General features: G+C 53.0%; 14 protein-coding genes. 5 read left to right on the top strand and 9 right to left on the bottom strand.

Annotation, left to right across the window (positions count from 1 at the left end):
• The gene (locus BST81_RS04645) at positions 1-1080 is read right to left on the bottom strand and encodes a fatty acid desaturase (RefSeq protein WP_083636667.1); all 1080 of its coding nucleotides are present in this window, start codon (positions 1078-1080) and stop codon (positions 1-3) included.
• Positions 1081-1165: 85 nt separating this feature from the next.
• Positions 1166-1789 (bottom strand): TMEM165/GDT1 family protein, encoded by a 624-nt coding sequence (locus BST81_RS04640; RefSeq protein ID WP_075597381.1) that lies wholly within the window; start codon positions 1787-1789, stop codon positions 1166-1168.
• Between the two features lie 486 nt (positions 1790-2275).
• On the opposite strand from BST81_RS04640, the gene BST81_RS04635 reads away from it, so the two are divergent.
• A complete protein-coding gene (locus tag BST81_RS04635; protein WP_253188083.1) occupies positions 2276-4309 on the top strand; it encodes a cation:proton antiporter in 2034 nt (677 codons plus the stop codon).
• A gap of 13 nt (positions 4310-4322) precedes the next feature.
• Here the strand turns inward: BST81_RS04635 and BST81_RS04630 are convergent, their stop codons facing one another.
• Positions 4323-6218: an ABC transporter ATP-binding protein gene (locus BST81_RS04630; RefSeq protein ID WP_075597380.1), complete on the bottom strand. Its 1896-nt coding sequence runs from the start codon at positions 6216-6218 to the stop codon at positions 4323-4325.
• A gap of 212 nt (positions 6219-6430) precedes the next feature.
• Here BST81_RS04630 and BST81_RS04625 point away from each other — a divergent pair, with 212 nt between their 5' ends.
• Both BST81_RS04625 and BST81_RS04620 read left to right on the top strand, forming a co-directional pair.
• Positions 6431-7036 (top strand): DUF924 family protein, encoded by a 606-nt coding sequence (locus tag BST81_RS04625; protein ID WP_253188082.1) that lies wholly within the window; start codon positions 6431-6433, stop codon positions 7034-7036.
• 100 nt (positions 7037-7136) lie between these two features.
• Positions 7137-8087: a DUF4436 family protein gene (locus BST81_RS04620; RefSeq protein WP_075597379.1), complete on the top strand. Its 951-nt coding sequence runs from the start codon at positions 7137-7139 to the stop codon at positions 8085-8087.
• Between the two features lie 70 nt (positions 8088-8157).
• Here the strand turns inward: BST81_RS04620 and BST81_RS04615 are convergent, their stop codons facing one another.
• The 4 genes from BST81_RS04615 to BST81_RS04600 form a co-directional block, all read right to left on the bottom strand.
• Positions 8158-8838, bottom strand: coding sequence for a GvpL/GvpF family gas vesicle protein (locus BST81_RS04615; RefSeq protein ID WP_075597378.1), 681 nt, complete (start codon positions 8836-8838; stop codon positions 8158-8160).
• Complete coding sequence (locus tag BST81_RS04610; RefSeq protein ID WP_075597377.1) at positions 8835-10724, bottom strand: hypothetical protein; 1890 nt, start codon at positions 10722-10724, stop codon at positions 8835-8837. Before BST81_RS04610 ends, BST81_RS04615 begins: the two co-directional genes overlap by 4 nt.
• A 196-nt stretch (positions 10725-10920) precedes the next feature.
• On the bottom strand, positions 10921-12003 hold the full coding sequence (psbA, locus tag BST81_RS04605; RefSeq protein WP_075597376.1) for a photosystem II q(b) protein: 1083 nt from the start codon (positions 12001-12003) through the stop codon (positions 10921-10923).
• A gap of 130 nt (positions 12004-12133) precedes the next feature.
• Positions 12134-12484, bottom strand: a complete 351-nt coding sequence (locus BST81_RS04600; protein WP_075597375.1) for a histidine triad nucleotide-binding protein — start codon at positions 12482-12484, stop codon at positions 12134-12136.
• Positions 12485-12592: 108 nt separating this feature from the next.
• Here BST81_RS04600 and BST81_RS04595 point away from each other — a divergent pair, with 108 nt between their 5' ends.
• On the top strand, positions 12593-14128 hold the full coding sequence (locus BST81_RS04595; RefSeq protein WP_075597374.1) for a YifB family Mg chelatase-like AAA ATPase: 1536 nt from the start codon (positions 12593-12595) through the stop codon (positions 14126-14128).
• 10 nt (positions 14129-14138) lie between these two features.
• Here the strand turns inward: BST81_RS04595 and BST81_RS04590 are convergent, their stop codons facing one another.
• Together BST81_RS04590 and BST81_RS04585 are read right to left on the bottom strand one after the other, a co-directional pair.
• Positions 14139-15410 (bottom strand): class I SAM-dependent methyltransferase, encoded by a 1272-nt coding sequence (locus tag BST81_RS04590; RefSeq protein ID WP_075597373.1) that lies wholly within the window; start codon positions 15408-15410, stop codon positions 14139-14141.
• A gap of 33 nt (positions 15411-15443) precedes the next feature.
• Positions 15444-15989 (bottom strand): DUF456 domain-containing protein, encoded by a 546-nt coding sequence (locus BST81_RS04585; RefSeq protein WP_075597372.1) that lies wholly within the window; start codon positions 15987-15989, stop codon positions 15444-15446.
• A gap of 255 nt (positions 15990-16244) precedes the next feature.
• On the opposite strand from BST81_RS04585, the gene BST81_RS04580 reads away from it, so the two are divergent.
• A complete protein-coding gene (locus BST81_RS04580; RefSeq protein ID WP_075597371.1) occupies positions 16245-16469 on the top strand; it encodes a DNA-directed RNA polymerase subunit omega in 225 nt (74 codons plus the stop codon).
• Positions 16470-16471: the final 2 nt, after the last annotated feature.

Genomic DNA, 16471 nt, shown 5'->3' with positions numbered 1-16471 from the left:
TCAGCAGGGGAGCACCAGGAAAGAAACCCCGATCGCACCCTGAAAGCCCTCTACCGGTAATCGGCCCGACTCATCCACTGCCGGTTCCAGTTTGGCAAAGATGCGGCTAAGGCGAAACCGATGGTAATTCCAGAGCTGACGAGCCAGGGAAATCCTGTTGTGGACCTCACTGACCTGGAAAAGCTGCCGATCGAGGGCCGGTAAGCGATGCCAGGGAGATTTCATGGCATGGTGATGGGCGTTGTGATAGCTGAAGTTGAGCACCAGTAAGTTGAGCCAGGGATAGCGCTGGGAGAGAAGGTTGGAAAAGGTGTTGGCCTGTTCATAGGCATAGCTATGATCTGGAGTGGAGACTCCCAGTGGAAACACCTTGTAGGTGTGCTGGAAGGCATCCATCAACCGTAGAACCTGCACCATGCCAGTATAGGCTATCCCATACAACAGCAGCGCTTTCCAGGAAAGCAAGCCCAGGCCCAGGAATAGGCCACCCCGCACTAGCAGCAGTATTGTGGTGCGAAGCCGTTCCTCTCGACGTGAGGCCAACCAGAATGGGGCTGTGATCGATCGCCAGCGCAGCAGAAAATCAATCACCGGGATGTGCAGCCACTCCAGGGCCAGCACCAGCCCATACAGGGACGGGGGCAGATGTTGTAGCCACTGGGGAAAATCAATCGCGTAATCCACCCGATCGACATGGTGCCCCATGTGCAGCCGAGCCAAGTCATCAAACCGGGCATAGCATCCGCCGTTCAGCCACAGCATCAGGGTGCCCCCCAGAGCATTGAGTTGGCGCACCCCCAACAGTCCACGCCGGGTGAAAATGGTGCCGTGCATGAACTCGTGGGAGAGATAGGCTGAATACACCAGGGCATGGGTGAGCAGCAGGACACCCAGACCATTGAGCCAACCATTCGGATGCAGGAGCAGTCCAATTCCAGTTCCGTAGCCAATGAGCGTATAGCCGATCGCCAACAGATTCCAGAGGGAATGGGTCCAGTGGTCAGGGGAAATGGGCCGATCGTCGGCCTTTTCTGCAGGAACGGAATGATCAGAGTGGGGAGACGCTATTGGACCTGTCATGTTGAGTTATCCAATCCCTTGCTGATGGGTGAACATCATTACTCCTGCGATTATCAGACAACTCTTCTCTGATGTAAATTTGCCCTCATCCCCCAGCTCCTTCCACCATCGCTACTCCAGCAAACACCAGAAACAGGAAGCCCCCGATCGCAGTAATCCACCGCTCTGATACTTTTCCCGCAATCAGACAACCACACATCACAGCAATTATGGTGCAGATGGCATGGCCCAAAATAGCTCCCAGGGTAACGCCGATCGCATTATGGGCAGTAGCCAGGGTGATGGTGGCTATCTGGGTCCGATCGCCCCATTCGGCCAGAAAGGTCAGCATAAAACTTTCGATCAAAATGGCGAGAGGATTCTGACGCCCCTGTAAATTCTTCTCACTGATTGCAACAGCCTCTTTGGCTTCTCCGACAACTGCGCAATTCGTTTGGGCTGTCATTCGACTGGCTTCATAGAGGAGCTTGAAGCCAAACAGAAGAAACAGGCCAATGGCAGCATAATGGGTATAAAGTTTGGGCAGAAATACGAAGATCTGGCCGATCGTGACGGACAAAATCGTCATGGCAGCCAGGGCCACAATCACACCCATTAAGACCAGGTGGCGTGGATGGCGCATGGCCAGAATGACGGCAATAAAAAAGGTCTTGTCCCCTAATTCCGAAATCGTGATTAGCAGTAATCCGGCTGTAAAAGCTGTGAACACCCTCAAACTCCTTGCTGATCCTCTCGATGGATGGAGCTTGATGAGTTACACAAAACCTCACCAAGCTCACACCCAATGGGTAATTGGCGTGTGAACTCAGTGAAGGTCTCGCTTCCAAATTTCTATGATTAGAAATCAACAAGTTAAAGATGCTGATTTCAAAAACTTGTCACTTGAACCAGGTAATTTACCAGTATGTTGACTCAAGTGGACTGGCTTCTGTGCCAGCAGCTACTCCCCTTCAACCAGAATCATCATACAAGATTTTGCACAGATAAAGCCGTATTAGTCTGACTAAAAATTCAAATTTAGACTGCATTTGATTTCAAATTTCTTTCATTTTTTGTTCATTTATTTTTCACAATTAGATCACTTTTCTTCTTAATGGAAATCGGGGGGACTTCAAACCAATATCATCTGCCAGATACAGGTTAATGGGCTGACTTGTGGTTATTCTAATCACAGCAACATTAGCAGGAGCTTTTTGTGAACGATTTTGGCGGCTGGTTGATTGATCTCGGCTACCGATTAAAAGAGCTGCGAGCTCCCTCAGTGCTGACGGGTCCCATTACTGACCCCGTCCCCGTCTTCCTCATGATTATGGGAATTATGTTGATCGCACCCCTCCTATTCGAGCGGATGCGACTGCCTGGTGTGGTGGGGTTAATTCTGGCTGGCGTCATTGTTGGTCCCCATGGCTTGGGATTGCTAGCCAGGGACAATACGATCGTGCTCCTGGGCACAGTGGGTCTGCTCTTTCTCATGTTCATGGCTGGTCTGGAAACCAGTCTGGATGATTTGAAATACAATGCCGACAAATCGGTTGTGTTTGGTCTGGCCACTTTTGCGGTGCCCATGATTCTCGGTACAGCGGCCATGTCCCTGCTGGGATACAACCTGTCTGCTGCGCTCCTAGTGGCGTCCTGTTTTGCTTCCCACACCCTGCTGGCCCTGCCCATTGCCCTGCGCCTGGGGATTATGCGATCGCAGGTCGTGACCGCAACCCTGGGCGGTACCCTGATCACCAACATCCTGGCTCTGCTGGTCCTGGCTGTGCTGGTTAAAGCTCACCAGGGCAGCCTGACTTTGGGGTTCTGGTTGTTCCTCTTCCCCTCCCTGGCTGCCTACACGTTTATTACCCTGTGGGGGGTGCCCAGGGTGGGCCGCTGGTTTTTTCAGAAGTTTGGCCATGATGAAGGTGCTGAGTTCACCTTTGTCCTGGCTACCCTGTTTGTTGTGTCCTACATGGCTGAGTTGATTGCCATTGAACCCATCATCGGTGCTTTTCTGGCAGGCATTGCCATCACCCAGTTGATTCCCCAACTCAGTCCGTTGATGAATCGGATTCAGTTTATTGGCAATACCCTCTTTGTACCTTTTTTCTTGATTTCTGTGGGCATGCTGGTCAATCCTCTGATCCTGGTTCAGGATTCCCAATCGCTGCTAGTGTCGGGGGTCATGATTGGGGTGGCTATTGTCGCCAAGTACCTGCCAGCCTGGGGGAGTGGCAAACTGTTTGGTCTGGATCGGGCCGGGATTATGGTTATGTTTGGGCTGTCTGTGGCTCAGGCTGCGTCTACCCTGGCTGCGATTACTGTGGCCTACCAAATTAAGCTGGTGGATCAGGTGACGGTCAACGGCACGATAGCCATGATTCTGGTGACGTGCATGATTTCTCCCTGGGTCACCGATCGGTGGGGCCATAACCTGAAATCTACAACAGCCCGTGCGCCTGCCCAAGTTATCAGCCAACTGGGCGATCGGGTTTTGGTCCCGGTATCCAATCCCGACACGGAGGCCAATCTGCTGCACTTGGCCATCATTCTGGCCAAATCTGCATCTGGTACCCTGTTACCCCTCCATATTCTGGTAGAGCGGGGCAATGCCCTGTCCATGGAGGCCAGAGTCAGGCAGGATCAGCTCTTAGCTGCGGCTGAAACCATGGCCCATGCTGCAGTCACCCCTGTCGAGTCGATCGGGCGCATTGATGACAGCCTGGATAAGGGCATTACCAGAGCCGCGCAGGAGAAACAGGCCAGTGCAATTATCTGTGGTTGGAAGGGCTTTTCCACCTATCAAGAGAATTTCTTTGGCAGCATTCTGGATGGCATCATTCGCCGTGCCACCATACCTGTTTTGATCAGCCGTATTCCAGAGCCAATTAAGAATACAGGCAGAATCGTTCTGCTGATTACCAGTCATCAATTGTCTGGAGGATCGCTGGATCAGAGCTTGAACCTAGCAAAAACGATCGCGGCTGAACTGAAGGCATCCCTACAAATCCTGCAGGCCGAGCCTGGGAGTCAACCCAATGTCCTGCCTCCCGATCTGGCGGTGAAACAGATTGGAGAACCTTTCAGGACAAGGGTCTCAGCGGAGCTTAAACAACATGATCTGATTATTCTGGTGGCAGGTGAGGAAGCCAGAATTGCTCGATCCTCCATGGCCTATCTGGCCGAAAATATTGTCCGCCACCATCCCAATCTGGGGCTGGTCATGGTCCATTTCCCACACCTTTAAGGCGGCTGGAGGATTATTTCGGCTGGCGCTGGGTGAACTTACCCGTAGGAATGGCAGCAATCAGCTCACGGGTATAAGCCTGGGCTGGCTGGCGATAAATCTGTTCTGCAGGTCCCAATTCCTCAATCCGGCCCTGGTTCATCACCATGATCCGATCGCTCATGAATTTCACAACACTCAAATCATGGGAAATGAAGATATAGGTCAGGCCAAATTCCTCCTGCAGTTCCTTCAGCAGGTTCAGAACCTGAGCCTGAACCGATACATCTAGAGCGGACACCGATTCATCGCAGATGATGAATTTTGGATTCAGAGCCAGGGCACGGGCAATGCAGATGCGTTGACGTTGCCCCCCAGAAAACTCATGGGGGTAGCGCGGCAGGGCATCCGCCGATAGCCCCACCCGTTCCAGCAGATAAACGGCCCGATCGCGTTGTTGCTTCCGGCTCTGGCGCAGATGAATTTGTAGGGGCTCCATAACAGCATTGCCCACGGTCATGCGAGGGTCCAGAGAGCCAAAAGGATTCTGGAAGATAATCTGCATTTCCCGCCGCAGTTGTCGCAACAGGGGAGCTGATAGATGGAGAACGGCCCTTTCCTCAAACAGGATCTGTCCGGCAGTCACAGGTACCAGCCGCAACAGGGCTCTGGCCAGGGTTGTCTTACCGCAACCCGACTCTCCCACCAGTCCCAGGGTCTCCCCCGGATAGACCTCAAAGGAGACATCATCGACTGCCATCACATGCCGTTTTACCTGGCCGAACAGGCCCTTGACTGGAAAAGCAACATGGAGATTGCGGACTGAGAGGAGGGGAGCTTGCTGCTGGAGTGCCTGCAGCCGTTGCGCCAGCTCGGCTGGTGTGATTTCAATCTCCAGCCTGTCTTCCTCCGGTAGCTGTTCCCGCACCACCTCTACCAGGGCCTGTTCTCCGGTTGGGGACAAAACAACCTCCATAAAGTCCGCAACGGTGGGCAGATATTTTAACTGCCGATCGGGAGAAGGCCGACAGGTCAGCAACCCCTTCGTGTAAGGATGCTGGGGACGGGTGAAGATTGCTTCCGTAGAACCGTACTCCACCACCTTGCCCTGGTACATCACAGCCACCGTATCGGCAATCTCCGCAATGATGCCCAGATCATGGGTAATAAACAGGATGGACATCTGGCGACGATCGCGCAGTTCCCGCAGTAGATCCAAAATGGTGGCCTGCACAGTCACATCCAGGGCAGTGGTTGGCTCATCCGCAATCAGCAGCGTGGGGTTACAACTAATGGCCATGGCAATCATCACCCGCTGGATCTGGCCCCCGGAAAGCTGATGGGGATAGCGGTCCAGCACGGCCAGTTTCTGGGCATTGATCTGGCGCTGCAGTGCGCCCCCCGTGGGTGGCTCCTGTCCCGGATTCTGAGCTGTAAACTCCTTCAAATAGCGCTGCTCCAGGATCTCATCACTGGGCAAAAGCTTCACCTCCTGGAGCAGGGCAATGGCCCGGCGTCTGGCCTCTGCTTCGGAAATTTGTTGATGCAGGCAGATTGCTTCCGTGAGCTGAAATCCGATCGTATACACCGGGTTTAAAGAACTCATCGGCTCCTGAAATATCATGGAAATCTCTCCACCCCGGTATTCCCGACGGCGATGGGGTGGCAGGGCCAGTAAGTTGATCGCCTCAGTTTCCGCTGCTGCAGAACTGTGAAACCAGATCTCCCCGCCCATGACTCGACCCGTGGGTGGGAGCAATCCCATAATGGAGAGGGCAGTAACTGATTTTCCAGACCCAGACTCACCGACAATTCCGAGGGTTTGACCCCGTTCGACCTGAAAGGAAATATCATCAATTGCCTGGACAAGATTGGAGTCCGATCGAAATTGGACTTGCAGGTTACGAACGCTCAGAACCGTATCAGTCATAGTTCCAGGAATGTGAGTTATATGAATTTTAGACGCAAATTCAGAATTGTCCCATATCAAGCAATTCCCACTCTCGCCAGTAGCTCAAGCAGAACTTTGAATGGCATAGGGGAGAGTCGTTCTACAGGAATGGGGGCCATGGTAGCCAGAATTCAGCGGCAGAATCATAGAAATCTCTTGAATCCCAACTGCTGTCTACTGTCCCAACACTTATGATGTGCTCATCTCAGGAATTTTCAATATCTGCTGTAGAGGAAATCCTGAACTTCTGGCTGGGCGATCCGCAAGAGGCAGACTATGGCAAAGGTCGAAAAGTCTGGTTCAGGAAAGACCCAGTGTTCGATCGCCTGATTCGCGACCAGTTCCAGGTCCTCTACGAACAGGCCGCTGCCGGGGATCTGGACAACTGGGTGGCAGAACCTCGTAGTTGTCTGGCTCTGTTGATTCTTCTGGATCAGTTTCCCCGCAATATGTTTCGAGGCACTCCCCAGGCTTTCGCAACGGATGCCAAAGCCCTGGCTTTGGCTCAGACTGCGATCGAACGGAGGTACGATCGGCAACTACTCCCGATTCAGCGCTGGTTTGTCTACCTGCCCTTCGAACACAGTGAAAATCTGGAGTATCAGCATCTGGCCGTTGTCTACTTCCAACGGCTAGCGGAAGAACATACCGAAACAGCAGCATCCTTGAGTTCTACCCTGAAGCACCGGGAAATCATCGAACGGTTTGGGCGCTTTCCCCACCGTAACGCCATTCTGGGCCGGACCAGCACCGCCGAGGAGTTGGAGTTTCTCAACCAACCCGGCTCATCTTTTTAAGGGCTATAAGTTCTGTTGAGCTTAACTCCCAATGAAATAGTCCTGATGGTAGGCTCTACGGCAAGATTTTGTAGTAGAAAGCCCTACCCCTTAGAGATCCATGCGACTCAGATTGATCCGATTTAAGAAGTTAATTTCTGCCTTTGGACTTGTGACCCTATTGACCTGGGCCTTGACAATCGGTCTTCACTATGGTCAGATGCCCATTGTTGTGGCCCAGTCTCCCGCCCCAGAGCAGGCTGCTGATGTTGATCCTAATCATGTCAAAATCGAAATTTCCCTGCTAGGCTTTGATCCCATTAAAGGCGAACTTGATGCCCGGATGGTCCTGTTCCCAATGGGCGACCTGATTGATCAGAAAAATGGTTTTCCATCCGCAGATCTGCAACTGACAGACATTGAGAGTATTGCCAAGCAACAGTTTGACATTAAAAAAGGGAAACCCCCGGAGTCTCCTGTCACCAAATACATCACGATCGAAGGAGATGCCTTCTCCTATCCCCTGGATGAGTACAAGACCACGATCGGGCTGTATGTCGATAAACTGCCTCCTCAACCCGAAGCCCCTAAGGGTGGAGCTACCGATAAACCTGCTGCCCCTCCGGCTGTCAACGAGGCTGACGTGGAGGCTGTTCCTCTGGAATACGAGTTTTCTCCAAATCTGGCCGGTTTTAACGTCACGTTCAATGAAACCAAAGAATCTAAGGAATCCGATGACTATTTGGAACTGGATGTAACAATTACCCGATCGCTACCCGTGATCTTCTTCTCCAGTGTGGTCATGGTGATCATGTGGGCGCTCTCCCTGATTATTCTGTTGATTTCCATCACCATTCTGAGATCGGGAAGAATGCCGGAAACAGGAGCCCTTGGTTTCATGGGAGCCCTCCTGTTTGCCTTCCCCGCGATTCGGAATGCCCAGCCCAATGTTCCCCCTGTTGGGACCCTGAGCGATTTCCTCTCTTTCTTCTGGACTGAAGCGATCGTGGTGATTGCCCTGGTTATCACAGGCGCATGCTGGCTCAGACGATATAATCCGCCAGCAAAATAGTAGGGGAAAACCCATTCCATTTCTTATGGAGATTCTTGTGGAGACGTTGCCTGCAGCGTCTCCACGGGGTTTAAACAAAATGGTAGGGTGGCAATGGCTCTCCCAAAACTAGTTGCCATTGGGAGGCCAATTCCTGCCAGGTTTGCAGAAAGGCCTCGATCTGAGCATATTCTTCCTGGGTCAGGAGGAGATAAACCTGCTGAGTCTTCTGTTCAGACTGAACCTCAGAAATCTTACTCTTGGGAAAAGCAGCCACGATCGCCTCCAGAACTTCTTCCAACTCCACCATCTGCCGTTGTTGCCGTTCTGCCTGAGATTGGATGCGCTGCTTCTTAGCCAGAAAGTAGGCCCTTCCCTGGGCCGCTGCTGAGATCGTCGGCTCTTCTACGGGTTGCGGTGGAATCAGCTTCAAGGTGTATTCAGCCCTATTCGCCACCTCCATGAGTTTTTTCAGATAGAGATCCAGATAGCTTTCCAGATGGCTTTTCAGATCTTCCAGGGAAGTAAATCGGGTGCCAAACCGCAGCGGCAGGAGTGGCATTTGTTGAAATAAGACACAGAGCACTCGATCGTGGGCCAGAACAGCCTGCAGCAAACGATCGTCCGTTTCTTGTAAAGCATCCCAGACAAGGTTAGGCTCAACTAAGGCGGACAGTAACCCCGCACAAACCAGAGCAACAGGCCCAGAGATGCCCTCTGGAAGTTCCAGAGGCTGTTCCGGCGTCTTCAAGAACGCATAGGTGTAAATCATTGTCCGGTAAAGCCCACATTTGGCAACAGGGAAAATTGGAGACTCAGTTGCATCGACCCCGATTGCCAATCTCCAGCTTCCAGGAAATCCGCTGCAACGCCCCCCATCAAAATTCTAATCACAGGGGCTATCATCTGGATCTGCTGGGTCAGTTGAGTCAGCAACGTCCCAAGCTGCTCGGGTACTTGACACAGGTCACTTTCATTGGACTGGACAACAACATCAGCCTCCAGGATGGCAGTCTGCCCAGTCAGCCAGTATCCTGCCCCCAGGTCTAGATTCCACTCTTGGCCTGCCGTTGCTATTTTAAGGACGACAAGCAATCTTAAAATCCCGGCTTCCCAACCCTGCTCGGGCTGGAGCACCCTGGCTCGAACCCCCCCAATCAACTGCATCACTTCATAGGAACTGCCTGTCAGGTACCAGAGGAGTTTAGGAACCCATTCATCCATGAGAATTTCTGGCTGTAAGAGATCGGGCTCCAAGCTGTCTGCAGGATCCTGTAACGCTGAAGCCACCTCAAAAGCTGCCTGGACCAGGGGTAGAGTCAGCTTTTGGACGCCATCGGGAAGGTCCTCTACCTCTGAAGCAGGCGGCAAGGCAGCCAGTTGGGGAGCCAGAGCCTTCAGCTTTTGCCTGATCACGGTTTTGAGCGTGTGCTCCCCGATCGTCCCATCGGCAAGACGGACGATCGCCGCTCCGATCGCTGCCTGTGGAGTGGCATCCTCCAGAGGGGCCACCCTTGCCACCGGATCTAACGGTGCAGGACCGGCAGGGCTGAACTCCTCAGGGAGAGTGTCTGCCTGGGGAAACAAATCTGTAATGGTGTCAGGGAGCGAATCAGGGGATGGTGTTGTTTCCTGCCAGGCATCCGAGCCAGAAGGAGCGGAAGGCGAGGGTTGATCGGCAAACAGATCCCCGATCGTCTCAGGAAGAGTGTCCAGGTTCTCTACTGAGGCTCCTAAACCAAAGGCACTCTCTAAAAATAGGGTTTGGTTCGTTGGATCCTGATCCGCATCCGCTTCGATCGACGACACTGCAACATCAGCCATAAAAATCAGGGCCACCCTCAGCCGGACCCAAGCGGATTGCCAGGTTTTTCCGGGTTCCAGTAAATCGGCAGTTGCCCCGTCTGTAAACATGTTTGCTTCTGGTGTGGCCGATTGAATTTGCTCTGTCAACTGCTGCAGTAAAACACCAGCCTGAGTCGGTTGTTTACAGAAATTCCCATCATCAGCCTGGAGCAAAGTATCTGCTGGTAATCCAACCAGAGGAGCTTGATTTGTAGCCAGGTCAAGGTGCCAGCGAATTCGCGGAGCCTCTACTTCCAGAATGCTGGCCAGTCGAAGCATTCCCGGTTGCCACTCCCCATCAGGTCTGTAGCATCTGGCCCTGACGCCCCCCATCAAGAGCATGGTGCTATACGAGCTCCGAGCCACCAACCAGAGCAATCGGGGAATCATCTGTTCCATCGACCAGTAACGCCCTACCACCGATCGCGCCACCGTTATCTGCTCCGGGAGAGTTTCCGAAAATAGGCCCGACTCCAGACAGTGGAGCAGCTCATACAGCTCCTCAGTTACATAGGGAGCCAGATTTTCCGGAGTCAGTTCCAGATGACTGGGCCAGCCTCCGGCAGGCGATCGCAACCGCTCCACAATCCTGACCAATCCCTGCATGGCCTCTACCACTGGTTCTGCAATCTGGGGTATTGCCTCGAAGGAATGCAGCCCTGGCTGATCCGCTAATTTCAGAATCGTTCGGTTAATCGTCGCGATCGCAGAAGGCTCCAATAGAGCGGGTAACTCCTGCTCAGCCATTCCAGCTAGATGGGAGGATTCATTCATCAGCATCGCAAAAGCAGCAGTCGGAGGGAGTTCTGTCATCAGTTTATTCTATGGGCGATCGAGTTGCCTCTCGTAGAAGCGCCTATTCCCCTAAACACCCATTTCTCCTCTCTCTCAGGACGAGAGGCCATACCAACAAGAATAGAGCTGCAAGTCATTGCAGCTCCAAAAGATAGTAAAGCCGCGATGACTCGCGGCCTTACTGACAGACTCTAGAAGAGACTGGATTTATTCCTTAGCCATGGATGGCAGGAGCAGCAACCGCAACCGGAGCAGACTCACCCGCAGCCAAGTCCAGAGGGAAGTTGTGAGCATTGCGCTCGTGCATCACTTCCATCCCCAGGTTAGCCCGGTTCAGCACATCCGCCCAAGTCCCGATCACACGACCTTGAGAATCAATCAACGACTGGTTGAAGTTGAACCCGTTCAGGTTGAACGCCATCGTGCTAATCCCCATCGCCGTACACCAAATCCCAATCACAGGCCATGCACCCAGGAAGAAGTGCAGTGAACGACTGTTGTTGAAGGAGGCATATTGGAAAATCAGCCGACCGAAGTAACCGTGAGCCGCCACAATGTTGTAGGTCTCTTCTTCTTGCCCAAACTTGTAACCATAGTTCTGAGATTCAATCTCGGTCGTCTCRCGGACCAGAGAAGAGGTCACCAGAGAACCATGCATTGCAGAGAACAGGGAACCACCGAACACACCAGCAACACCCAGCATGTGGAATGGATGCATCAGAATGTTGTGCTCAGCCTGGAACACCAACATGAAGTTGAACGTTCCGGAAATCCCCAGAGGCATCCCATCGGAGAAGGAACCTTGACCGATCGGGTAGATCAGGAACACAGCACTGGCTGCAGCCACAGGTGCCGAGTAAGCCACCGCAATCCAGGGACGCATCCCTAAGCGGTAGGACAATTCCCATTCCCGGCCCATGTAGCAGAATACTCCGATCAAGAAGTGCAGGATGACCAACTGGTAAGGGCCACCGTTGTACAGCCACTCATCGAGGGAAGCAGCTTCCCAGATTGGGTACAGGTGCAGACCAATTGCGTTGGAGGAAGGCACAACCGCACCAGAGATGATGTTGTTGCCATACAGAAGAGAGCCAGCTACAGGCTCACGGATACCATCGATGTCCACCGGAGGAGCAGCGATGAAGGCGATCACGAAGCAGATGGTTGCAGTCAGCAGGGTGGGGATCATCAGAACCCCAAACCAACCTACGTACAGGCGATTCTCAGTGCTGGTGACCCAGCTACAGAAGCGCTCCCACACATTGGCGCGCTCAGCGCGTTGGAGAACAGTTGTCATGGTTATAAATGATTGCTTGGTTGAACTAGAGTATGAATCGGAAATGTTTCATTTCCTTGTAAATACTATACACAAGTTCATTGAGTTTTGTAAACAAATTTCTCACTTTTGTTTACCATGACAGGCTGATTTACCCCGGAGGCCATTGCATAGCCCTCCCTCCAAGGATATGGAGGTGGAGATGGTTAACCGTCTGTCCGCCATCTTGACCATTATTAATCACAACTCTGTAACCATTCTGTAACCCTACCTGCTCGGCAACACGCTTAACAGTCAGCAACAAATGGCCCATCAGGGCATGATTTTGCGATTCAGCATCGGCAAGACAGGCGATCGGTTCCTTAGGGATAACCAGAATATGCACCGGAGCCTGGGGATGGATATCCCGGAAGGCCAGGGCCAGATTGTCCTCATAGACAATATCGGCTGGAATTTCCCGACGAATAATTTTACTGAAAATGGTGTCAGAAGGATTGCTCATAGTCTCAGATCATAATCAGCAGTTTACTGAATCATTATCGGTGGATTGGCCGACCTTGGCTGCCCTGGGGTTGCCCTATTTTTAGGAGGATAAGAACAGGTAAACAGAATGCTGGCTAGAGTTTGGAGTGCTGCTCTGATCGGGATAGAAGCAATTCGGGTTGGGGTAGAGGTGGATATCTCCGGAGGGCTACCGGGAATTGCCGTGGTCGGCCTGCCAGACATGGCGGTTCAGGAAGCAAAGGAACGGGTGAGGGCAGCCCTGAGAAATTCCGGCTATGTCTTTCCGATGCGACGGATTGTGATTAACCTGACCCCAGCCGATCTCCGGAAGGAAGGCCCCAGTTTTGATCTGCCTGTCAGTGTTGGAGTTCTGGCTGCTTCTGAGCAAATCAGTGCCGAGTTGCTGGCGGATCATTTGCTGCTGGGGGAAGTCTCCCTGGATGGCAGTCTCAGGCCTGTAGCAGGCGTTCTCCCGATCGCTGCCGCTGCCCGCCGTCTGGGCCTTCGAGGACTGATTGTCCCGGTGGATAACCTGCAAGAAGCTGCTGTTGTGCAGGGGCTATCCGTTTATGGATTCAATCATCTCTCAGAGGTGGCCGACTTCTTGAGGGACCCGCAGCGCTATCAGGAGATTGCGATTCCCCCAGGGGAATCCCTGCCCCGACGATCGCCAGCCCTGGCGTTAGATCTGAAAGATGTCAAAGGTCAGGCCCATGCCCGACGAGCCCTGGAGATTGCTGCAGCAGGGGGGCACAACCTCATTTTTGTCGGCCCGCCAGGCAGCGGTAAAACCATGCTGGCCCGCCGCTTACCGGGCATTCTGCCACCCCTCGAATTCCAAGAAGCTCTGGAAGTAACCCAGATCTATTCCGTGGCCGGATTACTGAAACATCGGGGGTCACTGGTCAGCGATCGTCCCTTTCGCAGCCCCCATCACTCCGCCTCCGGGCCTTCCCTAGTGGGAGGCGGCAGTTTCCCCAGGCCAGGAGAAATTTCCCTGGCCCATCGGGGCATCCTTTTCCTCGACGAGTTAACCGAGTTCAAGCGGGATGTGCTGGAATTTCTGCGCCAGCCCCTGGAAGATGGCCAGGTGAGTATTTCACGGGCTCGCCAATCCGTCTCATTCCCGGCCCAGTTCACCTTGGTCGCCAGCACCAATCCCTGCCCCTGTGGATACTTTGGCGATACCTTGCAGGATTGTACCTGCTCTCCTCGACAGCGGGAGAATTACTGGGCCAAACTCTCTGGCCCCCTGATGGACCGGATCGATTTGCAGGTGGCAGTGAATCGGTTAAAACCGGAGGAGATTACCCATCAGGCCCTCAGTGAAGACTCGGAAGCCGTGCGGGTCAGAGTTCAACTCGCCCGAGATCGGGCCTCCGCTCGTTTCAAACAAGGAGGATTATCGATCGGGTGCAATGCCGAGATGCAGATCCGCCATCTGAAGCAGTGGTGTCGGTTGGACGATACCAGTCGCCAGGTGCTGGAGGGGGCGATTCGCAAGCTGAACCTCTCCGCCAGAGCCACAGACCGGATTTTGAAAGTCGCCCGCACGATCGCAGATCTGGCTGGTGATGAGGTATTACAGACGGCCCATGTGGCAGAGGCCATTCAGTATCGGACGATCGATCGGATGCAGTGAGGCCCCTCCCTTACAGGAAAGGAGATTCCAGCAACATGACCAGAGTCTGTTCCAGTCCTTTGAGAACGGTCATCACCTGCAGAAAAGCCAGGTCTGAGGGCATATCCAGCACCTCCTGGGCTTTGGTGACCAGTGCCTGTACAGGCGTGGGCTCCCTGAACACTGGGGCCAGCCAGCGCAGGTTCACCGCATCGATCGTGACGCCCCCCTCCACCGTCGGCCATTTCCAGACCTGCAACGGGGCATAATTTTTCAGGGCATCATCGACCACTGAACTGATATTGAAGGACTGATACAGGAGGGGGTGGGCATAAAGGGTGCCATACCACCAATCCTGATCCAGGAAGACCTTGGCGGGTTTGTATTGGGGATGACCACACCAGCAATCGAGCAGGCGGGTCAGGTTGGGGTAGATGAGTTCAGTAAAATGCAACCGTTGAGGCAGGTTCAAAGTCTGAAGGTAGGCGTTGGCATAGGGAATGGGCTGACGCAGGATACTGTTGAGATCCCAGCGATACCAGTCCACCATATTGATGAACTCCATGCCCGTCTGTTCCAAAAGGGCAAACAGATCTGGCACTGTAAAGCCTTTGTCATTCCGGGCCAGATAATTGACCAGAATATCTTCCAGGGTATTGGTCTGGCTGTCCCAGTGATTCTTCACCAGGCTCTCCGGTCGCAGACTTCCCATCAACTCCCAGAGCAGCGGCACAGCCTTGGAAGCAGGTTCATTCAGAATGCCGCATAACTCCATGGCTTTCTGCATATTGAGAATCAGTTGCCGCTGATAGAGACTGTGCAGGTTCACGCGCAAAATCCCCTGGGGCTTCAGGGCAGACTTCAGGCTGGCTAATCCAGCAGCCGGGTCATCCAGATAGTAGAGAACATCGCTACAGATCATGAAGTCAAATTGTTCGGCCAGGGCAGATACGTTCTCTATGGCCAGCGTTTGAAATCGGGTATCGGGAATGCCATGAAATTTAAACCGTTCGATCGCAAGCTGAATTGAAGCGGCAGAGATATCAATCCCAACAAACGTGGCTCCTGGATTAATCAGTGCTACCTTAAGCATTTCCCAGGCGGAACCACATCCAGCGACCAGAATAGTGTGATCGGTGGGAAACACAACCCGTCGATCGCGCATGTAATAAGCAGTTGTGATGCTGTTGGCCAGTAGCATGCCATAATCGACATCGTCTTCGGTCAGGGATCGATCGGCAGGCAGATTGGGATAGGGGCACTCATCAAACTGGGCTTCAACCTTGGGATTGTAAGAACTCATCTTGTCTGACCAGTGCTCCTATTGGGTTCAGCGCTATAGGGGAACAGGTGGCCAGGTACTGACCACAAAAATAATTACAGCAGCCAGTGCCAGTATACCCTCCAAAATATTCCCAATCAGGGAGCCGATGACAACGGCCATACTGGCCTTCAACGCCTGGATAAAACGGGGTTTCAGCCCCAGTTCCCGTCTGTAGATAAACTCCCCTAGCAGAGCCCCCAGAAAAGGACCAATCAGAATGCCCACCAGGGGCCCTCCAAAGGGAAGGGCGGGCAGCAGGCCCAGAAATCCTACAATCATGCCCACAACTGCCCCTACCTGGCTCCAGTTACTGGCTCCAACCTGTTTGGCTCCCCAGTAAGCAGCCAGCAATTCCACACTGACACTCAGGATCAGAACAAGGGCAACCAAAACCATGGGCCAACCGAAACCATGGAAGCCAGTGGCCAAACACCAAACCAGGAGTGCCCCTAGAATCAGGCTGGGGCCAGGAACGGCTGGCACAACAGCCCCCACAACGCCTAACAGCATGGTTACGATCACAACCCAATAGAGGATAGTCAGAATAGTTGGGCTCATGGGAGTTCAAAGAAAATTCTGATGGGAGCAGGTTTAACAGTCTTCCTTCCAGGTTATATCAATATCAAATTGATCCCGAATCCAAAGCATTGCCCTGGTGTGTCTGCCTGGTGGTTGCCTGCAAGCACAGTTCATCCCCGTGCAAATCTCGTGCAGATAGAGACCTCGATCGACCCAGGTAACGTTATACTCAGATATCTAGGGAAATTTGGATCATTTGTTAGACTGGGCATGAAAAACAGACAACAAACTCACATGCAGAAACGTCACACGATCGACAGTGCTCAATTGATGCGGCGAGCCGAAGATCTGGTCAGCGCGGCTTCTAACCGCTATCGGATCACGGTGCAGGTTGCCAATCGGGCTAAGCGACGCCGGTTCGAAGAGTTTGATAATGATGACCCGAAGATGAAACCTGTGCTAAGAGCCATTATCGAGATGTCTGACGAGCTCACCCAACCAGAAATCATCGGCGAGTAAGA

The sequence above is a fragment of the Leptolyngbya sp. 'hensonii' genome (assembly GCF_001939115.1).
Lineage (GTDB): Bacteria > Cyanobacteriota > Cyanobacteriia.
This window is presented reverse-complemented; position numbering and strand designations above follow the sequence as displayed.